The sequence below is a fragment of the Vibrio penaeicida genome, assembly GCF_019977755.1.
Lineage (GTDB): Bacteria > Pseudomonadota > Gammaproteobacteria > Enterobacterales > Vibrionaceae > Vibrio > Vibrio penaeicida.
In genome coordinates this window covers 2995243-3015294 of sequence record NZ_AP025144.1, presented here as the reverse complement: position 1 = coordinate 3015294, position 20052 = coordinate 2995243, and the positions used below count along the sequence as shown (strand labels likewise).

Here is a 20052-nt window from a genome sequence, read left to right as displayed (position 1 = left end):
ACCCTATTATCTGTCGATTACTGACAGAGCGATTGATGAAATGTTTATACATAACGCGTAGTGAGGGAAAACTATGTTAGGACCAACCGCACATGTCGATCCGTTTACACGGAACAACCTGCCACCTGCTGAGATGTGGCCAGAATTGCTGTATACGGAATCGCGTTACCCAGAATACCTCAATGTCGCCGAAGAACTGACCGACAAAATGGTCGCAATCGGGTTCGGCGACCATACTGCTCTTATCGGGAATGGGCGCAGGCGAACCTACAAAGAACTATTGGACTGGAGTAACCGAATAGCCAATGTTCTGGTTGAGGATTTAGGGCTCGTCCCAGGAAACCGAGTGCTCATTCGTTCATCAAATAACCCAGCGTTTGTCGCATGTTGGTTAGCCGTAACGAAAGCGGGTGGTGTTGCGGTCAATACCATGCCGATGCTAAGAGCGTCCGAGTTGGCTCAAATCGTTGAAAAGGCAGAAATAAAGTATTCATTATGTGATTCGCGGCTAATAGATGAACTTGAAAAGTGCCAAGAATCCAGCCCATGTCTAGAGCATGTTATCGGGTTTGATGGCAGTTCAAACTTCGATGCCCCACTCGACAGAATGGCATTGGAAAAGTCGGTGAAGTTTAGCCCAGTCAAAACAGGGCGAGACGATGTGGCCTTACTTGCGTTTACATCTGGCACCACAGGTAAACCGAAAGCAACAATGCATTTCCATAGAGACTTGCTACTGATAGCGGATGGATACGCAAAAGAAGTGTTGCAAGTGTCGCCCGACGACATTGTTGTAGGTTCTCCTCCGCTAGCCTTCACTTTTGGGCTCGGTGGATTGGCGATATTTCCTTTACGTTTCGGTGCATCAAGCATCCTGTTAGAAAATGCGTCCCCAACCAATATCATTGAAATTATTGATAAGTACAAAGCAACGATTTGCTTTACTGCACCAACGGCGTATCGAGTCATGCTGAAAGGCATGGAAGAAGATGCGGATCTGTCTTCGCTAAGAGTGGCTGTGTCTGCCGGTGAAACACTTCCCGCCCCCATTTATAAAGAGTGGTTTGAGAAAACTAAAAAGCCGCTGCTCGACGGAATCGGGGCGACCGAAATGCTGCACATCTTCATCTCCAATCGTCTTGACGACCATGCTCCAGGTTCAACGGGGAAACCCATTTCAGGATACGAAGCCAAAATCGTCAACGAGAATGGTGAAGAGTCTGCGGTGGACGAAGTTGGGAGGCTGATGGTTCGTGGGCCTACAGGATGTCGATACCTTAATGATTCTCGACAAAATGATTACGTCTCTTCTGGTTGGAATATCACGGGAGATGCCTTTTACAAAGACGAACAAGGCTTCTTTCATTTTGTTTCTCGTAACGACGAAATGATTGTGTCTTCTGGCTATAACATTGCTGGACCGGAAGTGGAATCGGCGCTGCTTAGCCATCCCCATGTAAAAGAATGCGCTGTGATTGGGACAAAGGATGAAGCGCGAGGCATGGTAGTTCAAGCTCATATTGTATTAGCCGAGAATGCCGCCCCATCGGAGCTGACCATCAAAGAACTTCAAGACTACGTCAAGAATACAATTGCTCCATTCAAATACCCAAGATCCATAAAATTTATTGAAGCGTTACCAAAGACAAAAACAGGGAAAGTACAAAAACACAAGCTAACAGGCGTCTAAGTTAGCTTAACCATTTAATTAAGTAGGCAAATACCATCTCGTGTGGTGGATAAGGACAATGCTATGAAATTAAAGATATATTTATCAATAGTGGTTTCGTTATTTTTTTCAATCTCATCGTCGTATGCGAATGAGCTCAAAGTGGGTTTGATTACCACGCTTTCGGGAGGTGGAGCAGCACTGGGTATTGATATTCGTGATGGTTTTCTATTAGGGATTGAACAAGCGGGCAAGGGCAATATTTCTGTTGTGGTCGAGGATGACCAGCGCAAGCCGGATATTGCCATCAAAGTCGCCGATAAAATGATTCAGTCCCATAAGGTGGATGTCTTAACTGGGATCGTTTTTTCCAATATTGCGATGGCGGTGATCCCAAGTAGCCTTTCTCAGAAGAAATTTTATATCTCTTCCAATGCGGGACCTTCTTTACTGGCGGGTAAACGCTGCCACAAAAACTATTTTAATGTTGCTTGGCAGAACGATAATTTGCATGAAGCCGCGGGCGCATTTGCAAATTCGAAACAGTACAAGAAAAGCTTCATTATGGCGCCAAACTACCCTGCCGGTAGAGATGCACTGAACGGATACAAAAGATTGTATCGTGGTGAATTGGCGGGTGAGATAAAAACTAAGCTAGGACAAACCGATTACGCCTCTGAAATTGCTCAAATTCGCGCATCGGGTGCGGACAGTGTGTATTTTTTCCTGCCGGGCGGAATGGGGGTTTCTTTTCTTAAACAATATGCCGACAGCGGCGTAGGTATTCCGTTGATTGGCCCTGCGTTCAGTTTCGACCAAACCATTTTAGCGGCAGTGGGCAAGGCAGCGATAGGGGTAAACAATACTTCTCAGTGGAACAAAGATCTTGATAACGAAGCGAATAAAGCATTTGTTTCTTCATTTAAGGAAAAGTACGGTCGATTGCCGTCCCTTTATGCAAGCCAGGGTTTCGACGCGGCAATTCTGCTATCCAACGTCAATGCCAAAGCGCCTATTTCCAACCCCGATCTCTTCCGAGCAGAACTAGAGCAAGCGGACTTTTCTTCGGTACGAGGAGCATTCAAATTTGGGCGTAACCATCACCCGATCCAAAGCTATTTTGTTAGAGAAGTCGTGAAAGAAGGCGACATTTATACAAATAAGACGGTCGCTACGGTACTGACTGATCACGGAGACGCGTACTCTCCTGAGTGCAAGTTTTAGCCCAAGGTGTAGGTGAGAAGATGTCGTTACTCCTCATTATTGAGCAATTGTTAAACGGGATACAGCTGGGTGTCATGCTGTTTCTTGTCTCGTCGGGGCTGACCTTAGTGTTTGGTGTGATGGGGCTCATTAACTTGGCTCACGGTTCCCTTTATATGGTGGGCGCATTTGCTGCGGCTTATGTCGCCAGCATCACCGGGTCCTTTCTTGCTGGTATCGCCGCCAGTGTGATTGTTTCGGGGCTTGTTGGGGTTCTGGTGGAATTTACCGTCATGCGAAAACTGTATGCACGTGACCACCTAGATCAAGTGCTTGCCACGTTTGCCCTCATTCTCATTTTTTCTGAAGGAACAAGGCTGATATTTGGATCATTCCCCCTGTATTTATCGATACCCGATTATCTGTCGGGACCGGTCACCCTTCCAGGTGGGATTAACTACTCGCTATATCGCTTGGTGCTGATTGTGATTGGGTTGTGCATTGCCATTGGTATGCATCTTTTGATCAGTAAAACCAAACTGGGTATCCAGATTCGAGCGGGGGAAAGTGACAGGGAAATGATCGCGTCTTTAGGGGTGAATATTTCCAAGTTGTACACCGTGATATTTGCTATTGGTGCCGCTTTGGCTGGGCTTTCGGGCGCGTTAGTTGGGGCGATACAGTCTGTGCAAGTAGGCATGGGAGAACCTGTCTTGATTACCGCCTTTGTAGTGGTGGTAATCGGTGGTATTGGCTCCATAAAAGGGACATTCTACGCCGCTATTTTAGTCGGCTTAGTGGATACCCTTGGGGGGTACTTACTGCCCATTCTGTTCATTTCACTTTTTGGTACGGAAGCGCATGAAACGGGTGCCACCATCGCCTCGATGCTGGTGTATATCTTAATGGCTTTGGTATTGCTGTTTAAGCCAACGGGTCTTTATGGAGCATCGCAATGATACGTTCTAATCTGTTGACATGGGTTAGCCCATTGTCTTCAACCTCTTTGAATGCGCTGCTCTACCTGAGCCTCATTTGCATTGCCATTGTCGCGCATTTGGTGGGGGAAGTGTTTCTTATCACGCTGTCTACGCGAGTGGTCATTTTTGCGTTGGCAGGCATCGGTTTAAATATCGCTTTAGGGTATGGCGGATTAGTCAGCCTTGGTCATGCGGCATTCTTTGGGCTGGGTGGGTACTCCATGGGTATCCTTGCCAGTCACGCACAAGACTATATGCCGTTGTATGAAGGGGTGATAACTGTCTCAGGCACGCAATCTATGCCGATTGTCTGGCTTGTTGCTCTGATAAGCAGTGGGATTGCGGCGTTCGTGATTGGGCTGTTGTCTCTTAGAACCTCGGGCGTTTACTTCATTATGGTGACCTTAGCCTTTGGTCAGATGCTTTACCACTTTGCCATCAGCTGGTCTCGATATGGTGGTGAGGATGGGCTGGTTATCTATACGAGGAACACCTTCCCAGGGCTGGATACACTCGACCCTCTGCAATTTTTCCTCATTACTTTTGTCTTGCTTTCGGTCGTGCTGTATTTCACTGCTCGCCTAAGGTACTCGCCATTTGGCATGGTGTTGAAAGCGGTGCGACAAGCCCCCGGTCGGGTGGAAGCGGTCGGTGTTCACCCTTTTAAAATTCGACTTATTGCGTTTGTTATTTCAGGGATGATCACGGGTTTAGCTGGGGCGTTATACGCCGATCTTAACCGATTCGTTAGCCCTGAAATGTTCAGCTGGCAGCTGAGCGGTGAAATTATGATCTTCGTGATTTTAGGCGGTGTTGGGCGTTTGTTTGGGCCCGTTGCTGGCGCTGGAGTATTTGTTTTTCTCGAATACTTACTCGGTGGCTTAAGCGATTTTTGGCACATCTACTTGGGCGCGATTCTGCTGTTTGTCGTCTTGTTTGCTAAGGGCGGTATTGTGTCGATTCTGTCTAAGAAGGAGTCGGTTCATGAGTAACTCTGTTTTGTCTTTAACAGGACTATCTAAATCATTTGGAGCGCTAAAGGCGACGCAAAACGTGTCTTTAGATTTGGCTCCAAATGAGATACACGCCTTGATTGGCCCGAATGGTGCCGGAAAGTCCACCTTGATTAAACAAATTGCTGGTGAGCTTCAACCCGACGAAGGGACAATTCACTTTTTAGGGCAGGACATCACTGCATTGGGCGTGGTAGAGAGAGCGCGAATGGGCTTAGGAAGAAGCTTTCAAATCTCCTCAATTGTGCCGGAGTTTACGGTGATGGAAAACATCCTATTGGCGCTAAAAGGGCGCGAACATGTTTGTTTTCAATTTTTTACGCATTGGAAATCGGATCGTCAACTGAATGAGCAAGCCGTAGAGTTCGCCGAGAAAACTAAGCTTCATCACCGTTTGTCGGTACCCGCAGCCGAACTGGCACATGGAGAACGTCGTCGATTGGAGTTGTCCATGGCGCTCGCCTTGAAACCCCAAGTATTTCTGTTGGACGAACCCATGGCAGGGTTAGGGAGCGAAGGTGCATCGGAAATGACAGAGTTGCTGTCGGAGTTGAAATTCGATGCTCCGATTCTGCTTGTCGAACACGACATGGACGCCGTTTTTGCGTTAGCAGATTCCATTAGCGTGCTGGTGTATGGCGAGGTCATCGCCAGAGGCTCGGTGGATGAAATTCGATCACACCCTGATGTTCGCCGAGCTTATCTGGGCGAAGAATCTGCAGAGAAAGGAGCATGATATGAATTTACTCACGGTCTCTGGATTACAAGCCTCTTATGGTCCGTCCAAAGCTTTGTTTGGTGTTGACTTAACCGTTGATAAAGGAGAAGTCGTGGCATTGATGGGGCGTAACGGTATGGGGAAAAGCACAACCGTTAAATCCATCTGCCGAATGCTGAAGGATACCCAAGGCGAAATACGCTTTCTCGATCGCTCTTTGCATTCGATGGCGTCTTTTGAAGCGGTTCGGCTAGGCATTGGATTGGTGCCAGAAGGGCGACGCTGTTTTCCCAGTTTAACGGTACATGAAAACCTCATTGTTGCTTCTCGTGCCGGGTACTGGGACTTCAACAAAGTGGGCGAGTTGTTTCCACGCCTTTTAGAGCGAGAGCACCAGCCTTGCAAAACACTGTCGGGTGGGGAGCAGCAAATGGTCGCGATAGGACGAGCGCTTATGACCAACCCAAAATTGTTGATTTTGGATGAGGCGACAGAAGGTCTTGCCCCCATTGTTCGCCAAGAAATATGGGGAGCGATTAAAGCGCTCAAAGACAAGTCGGACATGGCCATCCTCATCATCGATAAATCGATAAAAGAGCTATCGACCATCACTGATCGAGCCGTGATTTTAGAGCGAGGAAAGAGTGTGTGGGAAGGTCGTTTAGACATGCTCGATGACGAAACCTTAAATGAACGCTTAGGGGTATAACGATGACTTATATTGTGAAACAGAAAGTCCTTTTCAAGCACTGCGATCCCGCTGGCATTGTCTTTTATCCTCGGTACTTTGAGATGATCAATGATGTCGTTGAGATGTTTTTCGCTGAAGCGTTATTGATGCCATTTGAAGAATTGCTCAAAACGGGTGGGCTGCCTACCGTCGAAATCTGTACTCGTTTTCATTCGCCGAGCAGGCACGGAGAGTACTTACATATTTCTCTGGAACCCAAGCGCCTTGGTCACTCCAGTATGAATGTGGATGTGAAAGCAATTTGTGAAAGCGAAGAACGATTTTCGTCATCTCTCACATTGGTCAATGTCGATTCAAACGGCAAGTCCTGTGAATGGAGTGGAGAAATTCGAGAAAAAATCGTGTCGCTGATGTCGACAGAAATGGAGGAGGCATGATGAAAGAGTTTCCAAAATTTAAAGCAGCAGCCGTGCAAACAAGCCCCGTTTTTCTTGATGCTGAAGGTACGGTAGAAAAAGCCGCTCAGCTGATTGCCGAAGCGTCAGACAATGGCGCAAAGCTGATCGTGTTTCCCGAGTCCTTTGTACCCGGATATCCATATTGGAATTGGATTACCGATCCGGTTTCGGGCAGTGAGTGGTTCGAAAAGCTCATCAAAGCGTCCATTTTTGTTCCCGGACCTGAAATCGATGTAGTTTGCGCGGCTGCCGCTGCTGCTAATGCTTATGTGGTGATTGGCGTCAATGAGCGTTCGAAAACATCGCTCGGCACCTTATACAACACATTGGTGTTTATTGACCCTCAAGGTCAGATCATGGGGAAACATCGCAAGCTGGTTCCTACATGGGCTGAAAAACTCACTTGGACGGGGGGGGACGGTTCTAGCTTAACGGTTTACGACACTGATATTGGTCCGTTAGGTGGTCTTGCGTGCGGTGAAAACACCAATACGTTAGCGCGATACAGTTTATTGGCTCAAGGTGAATTAGTGCATACCGCCAGTTACATCTCGCTTCCGGTCGCTCCCCCTGATTACGACATGGCGGAAGCCATCAAGCTCAGAGCGATGTCGCATTCCTTCGAAGGCAAGGTGTTTACCGTCGTTTCTACTTCAACCATTTCAGAAGAAATCATCAATGAGATGGATAAAGTTCGCCCCGATGCTCGCCAGTTAATGGAACGGAAATCCAGCTGTTATTCCGGTGTTATTGGTCCTGATGGCAGGGCGGTAGGCGATGAATTGATCGATGAAGAAGGCATTGCGTATGCCGACATCGATTTAGCACGTTGTATTCAGCCGAAGCAAATGCACGACATTGTTGGGCACTACAACCGGTTCGATATATTCCAGCTCACGATCAATCAAACGAAGCAGCAACCGATATTTCAATCGGATATTCAAGAGTTAGCCAAAGATGATCCTACCGAAACATTGACCGCTCAGGGTTCTTAGTTGATACGAGAGAGGGCACAACATTAAGGGTGATAGATATGAATAACTTTAAAGAAAGCTTAGACGCCAACCAAGATAGGACGGATGACCAATTGGGTAGGTCGAGAGTGACAGATAGCGACGCGCTGGAGGCTTACTACTCTGAACTGGATGGGCAAAACACCGGTGCATTTTGGAAAGTTGCCAACAATATTGAACCGTGGGAGCCCAAAGCACTTTCTGAACCTGTGGTTTGGAAAAATGAAGAACTGCGAAAACTGGTCTTGAAATCAATTGATTTGGTCAGCCCAGAAGACGCTGGAAGACGCGTGGTGTATTTGAAGAATCCTAAGCGTACCGAAGTAAGTGCGGCTTGTGGCTGGCTATTTTCTGGTTTGCAAGTGATGCAGCCGGGAGAAAGAGCGGGTGCGCACAAACACGCGGCATCTGCTTTAAGGTTCATCATGGAAGGAAAGGGGGCCTATACCATTGTAGATGGTCATAAAATTGACCTTGGGGCGCGTGATTTTGTCATTACTCCGAATGGAACGTGGCACGAGCATGGTGTTGCTGAAGATGGCGAAACCAGCATGTGGCAGGACGGGTTGGATATTCCGTTAACCAATGTTCTGGAATCCAATTTTTATGCCGTTCACCCTGATGGCTACCAAACGGTCGATTTGCCAAAAAATGACAGCCCACTCACTTATGGAGCTCCCGGACTTCGACCTGAACTGGATAAATGGGATAAACCCTATTCTCCACTCATGAAATATTCATGGGACCAAAGCTACGAAGCACTATTGAACTACTCAAAAGTGACCGATGGCTCACCGTACGACGGGGTCATGATGCGTTACATGAACCCTCAAAATGGCGATGACCCGATGCTTACCATGGGGGCGAGCCTGCAGTTGCTTCGCCCATCGGAGCACACCAAAGCGCATCGCCATACTGGCAACATTATCTACCAAGTCGCTAAAGGTTCAGGGTATTCGATCATCAACGGACAACGATTCGAATGGAAAGAGAAAGATATTTTCTGTGTTCCAACATGGATGTGGCATGAGCACGTCAATACATCGTCATCTGATGATGCTTGTTTGTTTTCTTTCAATGATTTACCGACGATCAAGAAACTAGGGTTTTATGTCGAGCAAGGCTTGGTCGACAACAATGGGCATCAGGTTGTGGTTGCCTAAATTCCGTTTTTTGTCAGTTCAAATAACTAAAGGATGAGTAAATGAAACTTATAACATACAGAAATGGGCACCAAGGTGAAGCCCGATTGGGTGTGGTTTTAGATAATATGGTGGTGGATGTCGAAAAATTAGGAAGTGCAGTCGGTCAAACCTTCCCTAACTCTATGCTTGAATTGATCGACCAAGGTCTAGATGGTTTAGCGGCGATATCCCGAGCGTTGGAAGAAACGCAGGCGAACCGACCAAATGGAATCGCAACCGCGGAAGAGAATGTTACGGTGATGGCACCCATCCCCAAGCCTAGAAAAAACATTTTTGGTATTGGGTTAAATTACGTGGAGCACGTTGCTGAATCGGCAAAGTCGCTGGATACGTCAAAAGACCTACCGGACAAGCCAGTTGTGTTTTCTAAGCCACCGACCAGTGTGATCGCCACTGGTGAATCCATTCAACATAACGCAGCAATGACTCAGCAGTTGGATTGGGAAGTGGAATTAGCGGTCATTATCGGTAAGCGTGCTACGCGTATCAATAAAGAAGATGCCATGGACCACGTATTTGGTTATACCGTCATCAATGATGTTTCTGCTCGTGATAATCGCAGAGCTGGTCAATGGATCTTCTCCAAAGGTCAGGATTCCTATGCGCCTATGGGACCGTGTATTGTGACGGCGGATTCGGTCGAAGATCCGCATAATCTCGACTTATGGCTAACCAAAAACGGCGAGGAAAAGCAGCGTTCGAATACCCAGCATTTACTGTTTGATATCCCCACGCTCATTTCCGATATCTCAACGGGCATCACCTTAGAACCTGGGGACATTATCGCAACGGGAACCCCTTCAGGCGTTGGGGCTGGTCGTGAACCTCAAGAGTGGATGTGGCCTGGTGACGTAATTGAGTGTGGTGTCGATGGAATCGGGGTGATTAGAAACCCTGTAGTCAACATTGGGGCGCAGTCATGAGTCAAACATTCAAAATTGGGCAAATTGTGCCCAGTTCTAACCTCACGATGGAGCGTGAAATTCCAGCAATGCTAAGGGCAAGAGAAGCGGTTTATCCAGAGAGATTTTCGTTTCACTCCAGCCGGATGAGGATGAAGCACGTTACGCCGGAAGAGCTGAAGTCCATGGACAGCGACAGCGATCGATGTGCATTAGAGCTGTCGGACGCGGATGTGGATGTTATGGGTTACGCCTGCCTTGTTGCCATTATGGCGCAGGGCAACGGCTACCACCGAGAAAGCCAGAAAAGGTTGCATGAAGTGACTCAATCTAACGGCTACCCGACTCCAATAGTGAGTTCAGCAGGTGCGCTGGTGGATTGTTTGAAATTAATGAATGCCAAACGGATTTCGTTGATTACCCCATATATGAAACCGCTCACTCAATTGGTTTGTGATTACATCGAGTACGAAGGCATCGAAGTGCACGATTCTGTCTCGCTCGAAATCCCCAACAATTTAGAAGTTGCAGCGCAAGACCCTATGAATCTTGTCGAGATATATAAGCGGTTAGATCTCACTGGCATCGATGTATTGGTTTTGTCTGCCTGTGTTCAAATGCCTTCATTGGCAGCAATACAAGCTGTGGAAGATGAATGTGGAATCCCTGTCATCTCTGCCGCGGTGGCGACAACGCATCAAATTCTGACTACTTTAGGGTTGGAGGCTAAGGTGCCCAACTGCGGAAAGCTACTGTCTTGAGTATAAAAAGCATCAAGGTGTCGCTACCACGGATAACAGATAGGAGAAAATCCCATGTTAACGTCAATCATTTTTTTCAATGTTGAGCGAGATAAAATAAACGCCGTCGCGGAGCAGCTAGCGGGTTTAAAAGAAATGTCGGAAGTCTTTTCAGTAAGTGGTGCGTTTGATTTGATTGCGATTGTTCGAGTAAACAAAGCGGATGATCTGTCTCGGCTTGTAACAGAAGAGATGATCAAAATAGAAGGCATCACCAAAACCGATACGATGTTGGCCTTCAAAGCGTATTCTCGACACGATCTCGAAAGCATGTTCAGCTTTGATTGAGCTTATGTTGAAGCTTTATCAAAAATATCTGCCGATAACAAAAAAGGTGACCGAGTGGTCACCTTTTTTCTATCAAGTATTTTCTAACAAATATCGTTTATAGAAGCATCGCTTAAACAAGCATGTAAGCAATTTATTCTTCAGCGTAGCCATTCTCGCCTAGGATATGCCCATCCAAAACCGCTTTACCGTCTTGCATCGATAATCTGTTGGTTACAAACCATTGAGCAACTAATGGGTAGATGCGGTGTTCCTGAGTTTGAATACGTTCTGCTAAAGCATCCGCTGAATCGTTTTCGAATACAGGGACTTTTGCTTGCAAAATAACCGGTCCGCCATCGAGCTCTTCTGTAACGAAGTGAACACTGGTTCCATGTTCCTCATCGCCAGCATCTATTGCACGTTGATGAGTGTTTAAACCAGGGTACTTCGGAAGAAGAGATGGGTGAATGTTGATCATCTTACCTATATAGTGACGAACAAATCCTTCACTCAGAATACGCATGTAGCCTGCAAGAATAATTAAGTCGGGTTGGTATTGGTCGATTTCGCCCATTAGCGCTAAATCGAATGCCTCACGCGACTCAAAATCTTTGTGGCTGACAGCGCGGGCATCAATCCCGCTGCGTTTTGCTCGTTCCAATCCGTAAGCGTCAGCTTTGTTAGAAAAAACGGCGCTGACTTTTCCTTCAATGCTTCCATTTTCACAGGCGTCAATCACTGCCTGTAAGTTACTGCCATTTCCGGAAATTAAGACAACGATATTTTTCATGGCTTAGCGAATCTCTACTTGCTCTTCACCAGCTGCTGCTGATGCGATTTCACCGATAACCCAAGCGTTTTCGCCTTCTGCTTTAAGCAGTTCAACTGCCGCTGCTGCTTGCTCTTTTGGTAGAGCAACAATCAGACCAACACCACAGTTAAAGGTACGGTACATTTCGTGAGTTTCAACATTGCCTTTCTCTTGTAGCCAAGAGAAAATTGCTGGCCATTCCCAGCTGTTGCCATCGACAACCGCTTTTGTGCCTTCAGGAAGAACGCGTGGGATATTTTCCCAGAAACCACCACCTGTGATGTGCGAGATCGCGTGAATGTCGTGTTCTGCAATCATCTTAAGTGCTGATTTAATGTAAATTTTTGTTGGTTCAAGCAGTTGCTCACCAATCGTGCGTCCGTTTAGCTCTTCGCTTAAATCCGCTTCAGAAACTTCAAGAATCTTACGGACTAGAGAGTAGCCGTTTGAGTGAGGACCACTAGAGCCTACCGCAATCAGTGCATCGCCAGCGGCAACTTTAGTACCGTCGATCACTTCAGATTTTTCTACAACACCGACACAGAAGCCAGCAACGTCGTAGTCTTCGCCTTCGTACATGCCCGGCATTTCAGCGGTTTCGCCACCGATTAGCGCACAGCCAGCTTGAATACAGCCTTCGCCAATACCCGCAACTACGTCTGCTGCAGTATCAACATCTAGCTTGCCTGTTGCGTAGTAATCAAGGAAGAAAAGAGGTTCTGCACCTTGAACGATAAGATCGTTCACACACATTGCAACCAAGTCGATACCAATGGTGTCGTGTTTTTTCATATCCAATGCTAGGCGAAGTTTCGTGCCTACGCCGTCTGTTCCAGACACTAGCAGTGGTTCATTGTATTTAGTTGGTAATTCGCATAGTGCGCCAAAGCCACCAATACCGCCCATTACTTCAGGACGACGAGTGCGCTTTACCACACCTTTAATTCGGTCTACCAGAGCATTACCAGCATCAATATCTACACCAGCGTCTTTATAACTTAGAGAAGAGTTGTTACCACTCACGGGGATGTCCTCGTCATAGGTTGGATGTGAAAAACGGCGCTATTCTAACAGGGGTTGAAAAGAAAAGGAAAACGTTTGCGCAGTTTTTTTTCTTCGCGTTTTTGTCTCTCAAATCACGCCACGTAAAGGCTGGGTACTTATTGTTTTTACAGTCAGTTAGCTAGGCAAGTAAAAGGTCTGCAACTCTGTAACTATTCCGACCAGTTAGGTATAATCTGAAAGTTTATTAAAATTTGCTGGAGTTGGAAATGAAAGTTGTTGAAGTAAAGCACCCATTAGTTAAACACAAACTGGGCTTAATGCGAGAAGGTGACATCAGCACTAAACGTTTTCGTGAGCTTGCGACTGAGGTAGGTAGCCTACTTACTTATGAAGCCACCGCGGATTTCGAAATGGAACGTGTGACGATTGAAGGTTGGAACGGTCCAGTAGAAGTGGATCAAATCAAAGGCAAAAAAGTAACGGTTGTGCCAATCCTTCGTGCTGGTCTAGGCATGATGGACGGTGTTTTGGAACATATGCCAAGTGCACGCATCAGTGTTGTTGGTATCTACCGTGATGAAGAGACACTAGAGCCAGTACCTTACTTCAATAAACTGGCGTCAAATATTGATGAGCGTATTGCCTTAGTAGTCGATCCAATGCTGGCGACTGGCGGCTCGATGATTGCAACCATCGACCTTTTGAAAGAAAAAGGCTGTAAGTCGATCAAGGTACTTGTGCTGGTTGCTGCACCTGAAGGTGTAGAAGCATTGAAAAAAGCGCATCCAGATGTGGAGCTATATACAGCCGCGATTGATGAAAAACTTAACGATAAAGGCTATATCGTTCCTGGGCTTGGTGATGCAGGCGATAAGATTTTCGGCACTAAGTAACTAAGTAACTAAGTAACTGTACCGTTTATTAACTCTTTTCTAGAGAAAAATCACCCAGGCTAAATGGTTAGCCTGGGTTTCCTACAAAGCGCACCAATCAATGCAGTGCCAATCGGAGCTTCGAGCTGAAGAAGTCTCTCTTCTTTCTAGTTATATCAAGCAAATAATCCGTTTAGTTATAAGCGATAGACGGTAACCACAGCGCGATACTCGGCCAGAATAAAATCAGCAACAACGCTAAAAGCTGCAACAGAATAAATGGTATTACCCCTTTGTATATATCCGACAGTTGTATCTCTGGTGGACACACCCCTTTCAAGTAAAACAGTGCGAATCCAACAGGTGGCGTTAGGAAACTGGTTTGCAATGTCATGGCGACGAGCATGACAAACCAAACTGTTGTTGGGTCATCGATGCCAGCAAATTGACCAATGTTCAGATCTAATCCCGCAACAACCGGCGCTAACAACGGCAAAATGATCAGCGTGATTTCAATCCAATCAAGAAAAAAGCCCAGTAGAAACACCATCAAAAGGATGAAAGCGATAATGCCGTAGGGACCGAAAGGGAGCTGTTGAAAGATGCTTTCAATGAACTCATCCCCCCCTAATTCTCGCAAGACCAATGAAAAGCAGGTTGCCCCAATGAAAATGGCAAAGATGTAAGCCGTGGTCTTATAGCTTTCAATGGTGACTTCTTTCAGAATTTTGAGGGAAAACCGTTTGTAGTATATAGCCAGTAAGGTTGCTCCTGCCGCACCAACACCGGATGCCTCAGTTGGCGTGGCGATACCTGCAAATATGGACCCTAATACTGCAAGAATGAGTAGTAATGTAGGGATGATTGCTTTGACGACTTGCCAGATAATTTTGAAGGATACTTTTTCAGCGGTATCAGGTAACGGCAGTGCATTGGGTTTTAGCACCCCCGAAATGAGGAGATAGAATATGTACATTGCCCCAAGTGCAAGCCCCGGGAAAACCGCCGCCATGAACAAATCACCAACCGATAATCCCAGTTGATCCGCCATGATGACCAACATGATGGATGGGGGAAGTAATATTCCAAGGCAACCAGAAGACGCAATGGTTCCGAGCGCTAAAGGTTTATTGTAGCCTTGTTTGAGCATGGAAGGCAGGGCCATCATTGCGAGCAGTACTACGGAAGCCCCAATGATTCCGGTTGATGCGGCTAAGATGATGCCAATAGAAACGACGGTAATCGCTAAGCCACCATGTACTTTTCCAAACATCGCTTGCATAGAGAACATCAGCCGATCAGCTACCCCAGACTTGTCCAACATATTTCCCATGAAGATGAACATGGGCAAGGCGACTAGGATCCAGTTATCCATGATCTTATATAGGCGGTTAACCAAAAGTCCGAGCGTTTGAAAGTCGAGTCCCGTGATGGTGTCTAGGTACAGATCTGAGAAATACGCCAGACCGCCAAATATAATGCCAATTCCACCTAACACCCACGCCACCGGGATGCCTAAAAAAAGCAAAAGGATAAAGCTGCCGAACATGCTTATGATGAGAATTTCATTGATTTCCACGGTTGGCTCCTTTTCGTATTGTGGCAAATGAGCGAATAACCTTAGAAAGCCCCGCAAGTGCGAGTAATGAGAAGGCTAGCGGGATGGTTGATTTGATGAGCCAACGGAAGGGCAGCCCAGATGGGGCGTTAGAGCGTTCGCTTACCCGCCATGACTCATAAACAAAATCGATAGAGTGAAGAAATACAACCAGAATAAATGGCATAAGAAACAAGACGATGCTAACAATCTCTATCCAAGCTTTAGCCTTTACGCTGAAGCGATGATAAAAAATGTCAACGCGCACATGTGAATTGGTGATTTCAGCGTACGCGAGACCAAAAAACACGCCAATGGCGTACAAATGCCACTGAAATTCCTCTAGTGCGATCAAGCCATGGGAAAACCCTTTTCGAAGAATAACCTGAGTTAAAATGACCAAGACTAAACCTACGTAAACCCAAGCAATGCCATGGCTTACTTTTTTTATAAACGCATCCATTCTGTCGGCCATTGGAGCAGGTGCGTTAATGTGAGTACGATTCAAAACGACGAACCTTTTTGAAAAACGGTAGGAATCACTCAAGCCACAAGGGTGCGGCTTGAGTGTACTTTTCGCTGGGGATTACTCTCCCGTTCTTGGTAAAAACGCTTTGTCAGACCAGACTTTGTAATTCGTACGGAACTGAGTCAGATCCGTCCACACTTTGTTGAAGAAGGCATCTTTCTTCTGTTCTTCAACCACTTCGAGCCATGTGCTTTCGAACAGATTCAACATGTCGTCGTTCCAATAAAGTTGTTTAACGCCGTTTTCCTGAGCTTTTATCATTGCGTCATATTGCAGCGACTCACCTTCAGCCATGGAGTAGGTCATGGATGCCATACAAACGGTTTCAACAGACGATTGTTGGTCGCTGTCCATTTTGTTCCATGTGTCTTTGTTGATCAGAAGCTCCCATACTGTCGACTGTTGGTGCCAACCAGGGAAATAGTTGTATTTCACGATTTTATGGAAGCCTAAACGGTGATCGATGGCGGGCTGCGAAAACTCGGTGGCGTCAATGGCACCCTTCTCAAGTGCCCCGAAAATCTCGCCGCCTGGCAGTTGGACGGTACTGACACCTAGCTTCTCCATGATCTGCGCACCCAGCCCAAAGAAGCGCATGTTGAGACCTTTCAGATCTTCTGGTTTATTGATGGGCTTGGCGAACCAGCCAGAAGTTTCTGGTGAGTTGATTGCACAAGGCAACACTTTGACGTTATAGCCAGCTTGGTCATACATTTCTTGGTAAAGCTTATTACCGTTACCGAAATACAGCCACGCCATATATTCAGGGGCTTCAGGACCAAAAGGTACGGCAGAAAATAGCGGAGCAGCTGGAATTTTCCCTTTCCAGTAACCCGCGGTGGTGTAGCCTGCATTTACTTTACCGGAAGAAACAGCATCTAAGATTTCATTGGCAGCAACCAATTTTCCCGGTTCGTAAATCTTCATTTTTACGGTACCACCTGATGCAATGGGCAATTGCTTGGATACCCATTTCATGGGGGTTCCGAGTGCTGGCAAGTGAGTACCAATAGCCAGTGGGGTTTTCAGTAGAACTTTATCTGCGTGGGCAGGTAATGCCATAAAGGTGGCTGTCACTGCCAATGCAATGGCCGATTTTCCGATGTGCTTTTTCATTCTTCACTCCTTGAATTAGGCGATTTTTTCGCCTTGCATGCCATGTCTAGGTTTTTATGTTACGAATATGTAAAAATTTATTAAATTCGTAAGACAGCGTAATTTGTAGACGTACATTCATGGATGAAATGTACGCAGTACTACGTACAGGACGTGAAAGATGACAGAAGAAGAAAATCGATTTAAGCAGAGAACGATCGTTCTTTCTCAGATACCTATATTGTTGATGTTGATTTACATTTTGGCGCACATCTACACCGAAACCGATCCGCTGTTCACGCAAGAGTATTCGGATAAAGTGGCCAGAGCCGTTCAAGAGGAAATGGCTGAAGACACTTATATAAACAATGAATTCAAATCCATTTCACCAGTTCAAAAACACGAGTTGGATTCCTTTCTATTGGAACTGTCCATCTTCATCTTTTTAGCCTGCGTCTTGGTTGCTGGGTGGGTCAGTGTGGTACACATCAATCGCAGTGAATTGGCCAATAAACAGCTTGTTCTGCTCAACAAACAACTCATCGACATGCAGGAAGAGGAGCGAGCCCGAGTCTCTCGCGAGCTACACGATGGAATCAATCAGATTTTAGTGTCCACCAAGATGCGGTTTGAAAATATAGAAAATGCCAACCCAAATGACCAAATCTTAATGCAAACGGACTTGGGTCGGAAAAGTGTCGATCTCGCGATGGACGAAATTCGTCGTATTTCGAAAGCGCTTCGCCCTGCTGTATTAGACGATTTTGGTCTGGTGGTCGCTATCGAGAATTTAGCAAAGGAATGCCGAACACGTTCTGGTATTGATGTGGTTTTCGAACACCAGATAGATGAAAGCCTTTGTTCTCGTAATGTCGAACACGCGCTCTACCGAGTAGCTCAAGAAGCGATTCACAATGCGGAGAAATACTCAAAATCGAACGCGATTGATATCGTCCTTCAAGAAGAGAAATCTCAAATTATTTTCACAGTAGCGGATGACGGTAAAGGGTTTGACCTATCAGATGTAGAAAATCGAAATAAGACCATTGAATCAGGTATGGGGCTGACCAACATCCGTAAACGAATAGAATTGATTGGTGGACTACTAGAAGTGAACAGCGACCCGGATGATGGAACGGAAATTCGGGTAACCTTTGCGATTTCAATGGACGATGAAAGGAACGAAGTATGACTACGATTGTATTAGCGGATGATCATACGTTGCTCCAAGACGCATTAGTCGAGCGTTTACGCCGTGAGGAACAGTTTTCAATTGTCGGCACCGCTGAGAATGGGGTAGAAGCCGTTGAAGTGACGTTGGAAAAAGAGCCCGATATTTTGATTACCGACATTTCAATGGAAAAGATGACGGGCATCGAAGTACTCGAAACCTTGAATAAGCAGGGTGTAAATTCAAAAGTGGTCATTTTGAGCATGCACAAAGAAGAAGAATACGTCATGTCGGCCATTAAATGTGGAGCGAGTGGCTACATTTGCAAAGACATTTCTTCGAATGAACTGATTAAAGCATTGGAGGTGATAGCGAGTGGTGGGACCTTCTTTAGCAAAGGCATTTCAGAGCAACTGTTTCAAGCATTCAGTCAACATGACGACCATGTAAATACGCAACTAACCCCGCGCGAAAAGGACGTTTTGCTGTTGATTGCGGAAGGGGAGTGCAACAAATCTGTCGCCAATACTTTGTGCATTAGCGTCCGAACGGTTGAAACACACCGATTGCGAGTGAAAAAGAAACTGAACATAAAAACAACGGCAGGATTAGTGAAATACTGTTTAAGTCAGGGGTGGCTATAGAGTCTCTACCTTTGGTAAAACTATGAAGTAAATAGAGGCAGTCATTTATTACTGCCTCTATTTGTTATCAGGTGCTTGGCTATTTACTTGTTTCTTCTTCCATCTGAGCGTTATCTACGACATGAGATTCACCCATGTCTTTAGGTAAAATTAGGTTTAACGCAATGGCCACGATACCGCATAAGCTCACGCCTTGTAGGCTGAACTCACCAATCCCAAAAGCCATTCCGCCAATACCAAAGACTAACGTCACCGCGACAATCACAAGGTTTCGGGATTTGTGGAGATCAACGTGATTTTTAATCAGCGTATTCAAACCGACAGTGGCGATGGAGCCGAACAGTAGAATCATAATGCCACCCATTACTGGAACGGGGATGGTTTGTAGCAGCGCGCCTAGTTTTCCTACCAGCGCAAGAACAATCGCGGTTACCGCTGCCCAAGTCATGATGACTGGATTGTAAGCTTTAGTCAGCATCACTGCGCCAGTCACTTCACTGTACGTTGTGTTTGGTGGAGCACCCACCATAGAAGCCGCCATTGTAGCGACACCGTCACCTGTAATGGTGCGGTGAAGCCCTGGCTTCTTGAGGTAGTCTTTTCCAGTCACATTGGAAATCGCAAGCATGTCACCCACGTGCTCAACCGCTGGTGCAATGGCGACAGGGATCATGAAAAGAATCGCATTAATGTTGAATTCTGGCGTTGTGAAATTGGGAAGGGAAAGCCAGCTTGCTTGAGCAACAGGTGTAAAGTCTACGATTCCGTACAGTAAGCTGAGCGAGTACCCGACAGCGATGCCTCCAAAAATAGGTAGCAACTTTAAGAAGCCCTTGGCAAAAACACTGATAGCAATGGTGGTGGCTAGAGACGCAGAAGCGATAATAAGGGCGGTATTGCCATCGATAAGCTGAACTGCTCCATCGCCCGTTTTCCCTAAAGCCATATTGACCGCGACAGGTGCAAGCCCCAATCCAATCACCATAATAACCGGACCAACAACAACAGGGGGTAACAGTTTATGGACGATTCCAACGCCCCGCAATTTGATCACCGCTCCTAATGCAACGTAAACCAAACCAGCACACATAAGCCCACCCATGGTGGATGCAATCCCCCACGTTTGTACGCCATACATGATTGGGGCAATAAACGCGAAAGAGGATGCAAGGAAAATAGGAACGGTGCGGCGAGTGATAAATTGGAATAAAAGGGTGCCTACGCCAGCGCCGAACAGAGCAACACTAGGGTCGAGCCCAGTGAGTAAGGGGACGAGCACGAGTGCGCCAAATGCGACAAAGAGCATTTGGGTACCTTGGAGTATTTGAGTCATGATTCTCTTCCATTTTTAAAATTTGCAGGATTTTATCACTAAGAAAACGATTGCATTGATAAATGGGTCAAAA

The 20052-nt window shown here is 46.3% G+C and carries 21 protein-coding genes; 15 read left to right on the top strand and 6 right to left on the bottom strand.

The genetic code is table 11. The annotated features are described in order from the left end of the window. Window positions 1–73: 73 nt before the first annotated feature. The 12 genes from LDO37_RS13490 to LDO37_RS13435 all read left to right on the top strand — a co-directional run bounded on the left by LDO37_RS13490 (window position 74) and on the right by LDO37_RS13435 (window position 10940). Window positions 74–1690, top strand: coding sequence for an AMP-binding protein (locus LDO37_RS13490; RefSeq protein WP_126608744.1), 1617 nt, complete (start codon window positions 74–76; stop codon window positions 1688–1690). A 63-nt stretch (window positions 1691–1753) separates the two neighbouring features. Further along, a complete protein-coding gene (locus LDO37_RS13485) occupies window positions 1754–2893 on the top strand; it encodes an ABC transporter substrate-binding protein (RefSeq protein ID WP_224055237.1) in 1140 nt (379 codons plus the stop codon). Window positions 2894–2913: 20 nt separating this feature from the next. Next, window positions 2914–3831, top strand: a complete 918-nt coding sequence (locus LDO37_RS13480) for a branched-chain amino acid ABC transporter permease (RefSeq protein ID WP_126608742.1) — start codon at window positions 2914–2916, stop codon at window positions 3829–3831. Continuing rightward, a complete protein-coding gene (locus LDO37_RS13475; RefSeq protein ID WP_126608741.1) occupies window positions 3828–4844 on the top strand; it encodes a branched-chain amino acid ABC transporter permease in 1017 nt (338 codons plus the stop codon). The genes LDO37_RS13480 and LDO37_RS13475 overlap by 4 nt, the downstream gene beginning before the upstream one ends. Then, a complete protein-coding gene (locus tag LDO37_RS13470; RefSeq protein WP_126608740.1) occupies window positions 4837–5601 on the top strand; it encodes an ABC transporter ATP-binding protein in 765 nt (254 codons plus the stop codon). The genes LDO37_RS13475 and LDO37_RS13470 overlap by 8 nt, the downstream gene beginning before the upstream one ends. Window position 5602: 1 nt before the next feature. Further along, on the top strand, window positions 5603–6292 hold the full coding sequence (locus LDO37_RS13465) for an ABC transporter ATP-binding protein (protein WP_126608739.1): 690 nt from the start codon (window positions 5603–5605) through the stop codon (window positions 6290–6292). 2 nt (window positions 6293–6294) lie between these two features. Next, a complete protein-coding gene (locus LDO37_RS13460) occupies window positions 6295–6711 on the top strand; it encodes an acyl-CoA thioesterase (RefSeq protein WP_126608738.1) in 417 nt (138 codons plus the stop codon). Next, window positions 6708–7727 carry a carbon-nitrogen hydrolase family protein gene (locus LDO37_RS13455; protein WP_221768562.1) on the top strand — a complete coding sequence of 340 codons (1020 nt, stop codon included), beginning with the start codon at window positions 6708–6710 and terminating at the stop codon, window positions 7725–7727. The genes LDO37_RS13460 and LDO37_RS13455 overlap by 4 nt, the downstream gene beginning before the upstream one ends. Before the next feature lie 38 nt (window positions 7728–7765). Beyond that, the gene (locus LDO37_RS13450; protein ID WP_126608737.1) at window positions 7766–8908 is read left to right on the top strand and encodes a cupin domain-containing protein; all 1143 of its coding nucleotides are present in this window, start codon (window positions 7766–7768) and stop codon (window positions 8906–8908) included. A 41-nt stretch (window positions 8909–8949) separates the two neighbouring features. After that, on the top strand, window positions 8950–9873 hold the full coding sequence (locus tag LDO37_RS13445) for a fumarylacetoacetate hydrolase family protein (RefSeq protein ID WP_126608736.1): 924 nt from the start codon (window positions 8950–8952) through the stop codon (window positions 9871–9873). Further along, a complete protein-coding gene (locus LDO37_RS13440) occupies window positions 9870–10613 on the top strand; it encodes a maleate cis-trans isomerase family protein (protein ID WP_126608735.1) in 744 nt (247 codons plus the stop codon). The genes LDO37_RS13445 and LDO37_RS13440 overlap by 4 nt, the downstream gene beginning before the upstream one ends. A gap of 54 nt (window positions 10614–10667) precedes the next feature. Then, a complete protein-coding gene (locus LDO37_RS13435; RefSeq protein ID WP_101115711.1) occupies window positions 10668–10940 on the top strand; it encodes an Lrp/AsnC family transcriptional regulator in 273 nt (90 codons plus the stop codon). 133 nt (window positions 10941–11073) lie between these two features. Here LDO37_RS13435 and purN read toward each other — a convergent pair whose 3' ends face one another. Continuing rightward, on the bottom strand, window positions 11074–11712 hold the full coding sequence (gene purN / locus LDO37_RS13430) for a phosphoribosylglycinamide formyltransferase (RefSeq protein ID WP_126608734.1): 639 nt from the start codon (window positions 11710–11712) through the stop codon (window positions 11074–11076). A gap of 3 nt (window positions 11713–11715) precedes the next feature. Beyond that, a complete protein-coding gene (gene purM, locus LDO37_RS13425; RefSeq protein ID WP_104402028.1) occupies window positions 11716–12756 on the bottom strand; it encodes a phosphoribosylformylglycinamidine cyclo-ligase in 1041 nt (346 codons plus the stop codon). 248 nt (window positions 12757–13004) lie between these two features. Between purM and upp the strand changes: the two genes are divergently transcribed. Continuing rightward, complete coding sequence (gene upp, locus LDO37_RS13420) at window positions 13005–13631, top strand: uracil phosphoribosyltransferase (RefSeq protein ID WP_104402029.1); 627 nt, start codon at window positions 13005–13007, stop codon at window positions 13629–13631. 172 nt (window positions 13632–13803) lie between these two features. Here the strand turns inward: upp and LDO37_RS13415 are convergent, their stop codons facing one another. The 3 genes from LDO37_RS13415 to LDO37_RS13405 all read right to left on the bottom strand — a co-directional run bounded on the left by LDO37_RS13415 (window position 13804) and on the right by LDO37_RS13405 (window position 16798). Continuing rightward, window positions 13804–15189, bottom strand: a complete 1386-nt coding sequence (locus LDO37_RS13415) for a TRAP transporter large permease (RefSeq protein WP_126608733.1) — start codon at window positions 15187–15189, stop codon at window positions 13804–13806. After that, window positions 15176–15715: a TRAP transporter small permease subunit gene (locus LDO37_RS13410; RefSeq protein ID WP_317982634.1), complete on the bottom strand. Its 540-nt coding sequence runs from the start codon at window positions 15713–15715 to the stop codon at window positions 15176–15178. Before LDO37_RS13410 ends, LDO37_RS13415 begins: the two co-directional genes overlap by 14 nt. A 78-nt stretch (window positions 15716–15793) precedes the next feature. After that, window positions 15794–16798: a TRAP transporter substrate-binding protein gene (locus LDO37_RS13405; RefSeq protein WP_224055453.1), complete on the bottom strand. Its 1005-nt coding sequence runs from the start codon at window positions 16796–16798 to the stop codon at window positions 15794–15796. Between the two features lie 214 nt (window positions 16799–17012). On the opposite strand from LDO37_RS13405, the gene LDO37_RS13400 reads away from it, so the two are divergent. Both LDO37_RS13400 and LDO37_RS13395 read left to right on the top strand, forming a co-directional pair. Then, window positions 17013–18023 carry a sensor histidine kinase gene (locus tag LDO37_RS13400; protein WP_126608731.1) on the top strand — a complete coding sequence of 337 codons (1011 nt, stop codon included), beginning with the start codon at window positions 17013–17015 and terminating at the stop codon, window positions 18021–18023. Further along, entirely contained in the window at window positions 18020–18646 is a 627-nt protein-coding gene (locus tag LDO37_RS13395) for a response regulator (RefSeq protein ID WP_126608730.1), read from the top strand. Before LDO37_RS13400 ends, LDO37_RS13395 begins: the two co-directional genes overlap by 4 nt. A 79-nt stretch (window positions 18647–18725) precedes the next feature. On the opposite strand, the gene LDO37_RS13390 is transcribed toward LDO37_RS13395, so the two are convergent. After that, window positions 18726–19979 (bottom strand): uracil-xanthine permease family protein, encoded by a 1254-nt coding sequence (locus tag LDO37_RS13390; RefSeq protein WP_126608729.1) that lies wholly within the window; start codon window positions 19977–19979, stop codon window positions 18726–18728. Window positions 19980–20052: the final 73 nt, after the last annotated feature.

Coding starts and splice junctions, on each gene's coding strand:
- LDO37_RS13475 (WP_126608741.1), top strand. CDS start 3,828: ATGATACGTTCTAATCTGTTGACATGGGTTAGCCCATTGTCTTCAACC.
- LDO37_RS13485 (WP_224055237.1), top strand. CDS start 1,754: ATGAAATTAAAGATATATTTATCAATAGTGGTTTCGTTATTTTTTTCA.
- LDO37_RS13480 (WP_126608742.1), top strand. CDS start 2,914: ATGTCGTTACTCCTCATTATTGAGCAATTGTTAAACGGGATACAGCTG.
- LDO37_RS13440 (WP_126608735.1), top strand. CDS start 9,870: ATGAGTCAAACATTCAAAATTGGGCAAATTGTGCCCAGTTCTAACCTC.
- upp (WP_104402029.1), top strand. CDS start 13,005: ATGAAAGTTGTTGAAGTAAAGCACCCATTAGTTAAACACAAACTGGGC.
- LDO37_RS13450 (WP_126608737.1), top strand. CDS start 7,766: ATGAATAACTTTAAAGAAAGCTTAGACGCCAACCAAGATAGGACGGAT.
- LDO37_RS13470 (WP_126608740.1), top strand. CDS start 4,837: ATGAGTAACTCTGTTTTGTCTTTAACAGGACTATCTAAATCATTTGGA.
- LDO37_RS13465 (WP_126608739.1), top strand. CDS start 5,603: ATGAATTTACTCACGGTCTCTGGATTACAAGCCTCTTATGGTCCGTCC.
- LDO37_RS13405 (WP_224055453.1), bottom strand. CDS start 16,798: ATGGCATTACCTGCCCACGCAGATAAAGTTCTACTGAAAACCCCACTG.
- LDO37_RS13390 (WP_126608729.1), bottom strand. CDS start 19,979: ATGACTCAAATACTCCAAGGTACCCAAATGCTCTTTGTCGCATTTGGC.
- LDO37_RS13445 (WP_126608736.1), top strand. CDS start 8,950: ATGAAACTTATAACATACAGAAATGGGCACCAAGGTGAAGCCCGATTG.
- LDO37_RS13490 (WP_126608744.1), top strand. CDS start 74: ATGTTAGGACCAACCGCACATGTCGATCCGTTTACACGGAACAACCTG.
- LDO37_RS13455 (WP_221768562.1), top strand. CDS start 6,708: ATGATGAAAGAGTTTCCAAAATTTAAAGCAGCAGCCGTGCAAACAAGC.
- LDO37_RS13435 (WP_101115711.1), top strand. CDS start 10,668: ATGTTAACGTCAATCATTTTTTTCAATGTTGAGCGAGATAAAATAAAC.
- LDO37_RS13460 (WP_126608738.1), top strand. CDS start 6,295: ATGACTTATATTGTGAAACAGAAAGTCCTTTTCAAGCACTGCGATCCC.
- LDO37_RS13400 (WP_126608731.1), top strand. CDS start 17,013: ATGACAGAAGAAGAAAATCGATTTAAGCAGAGAACGATCGTTCTTTCT.
- LDO37_RS13395 (WP_126608730.1), top strand. CDS start 18,020: ATGACTACGATTGTATTAGCGGATGATCATACGTTGCTCCAAGACGCA.
- purN (WP_126608734.1), bottom strand. CDS start 11,712: ATGAAAAATATCGTTGTCTTAATTTCCGGAAATGGCAGTAACTTACAG.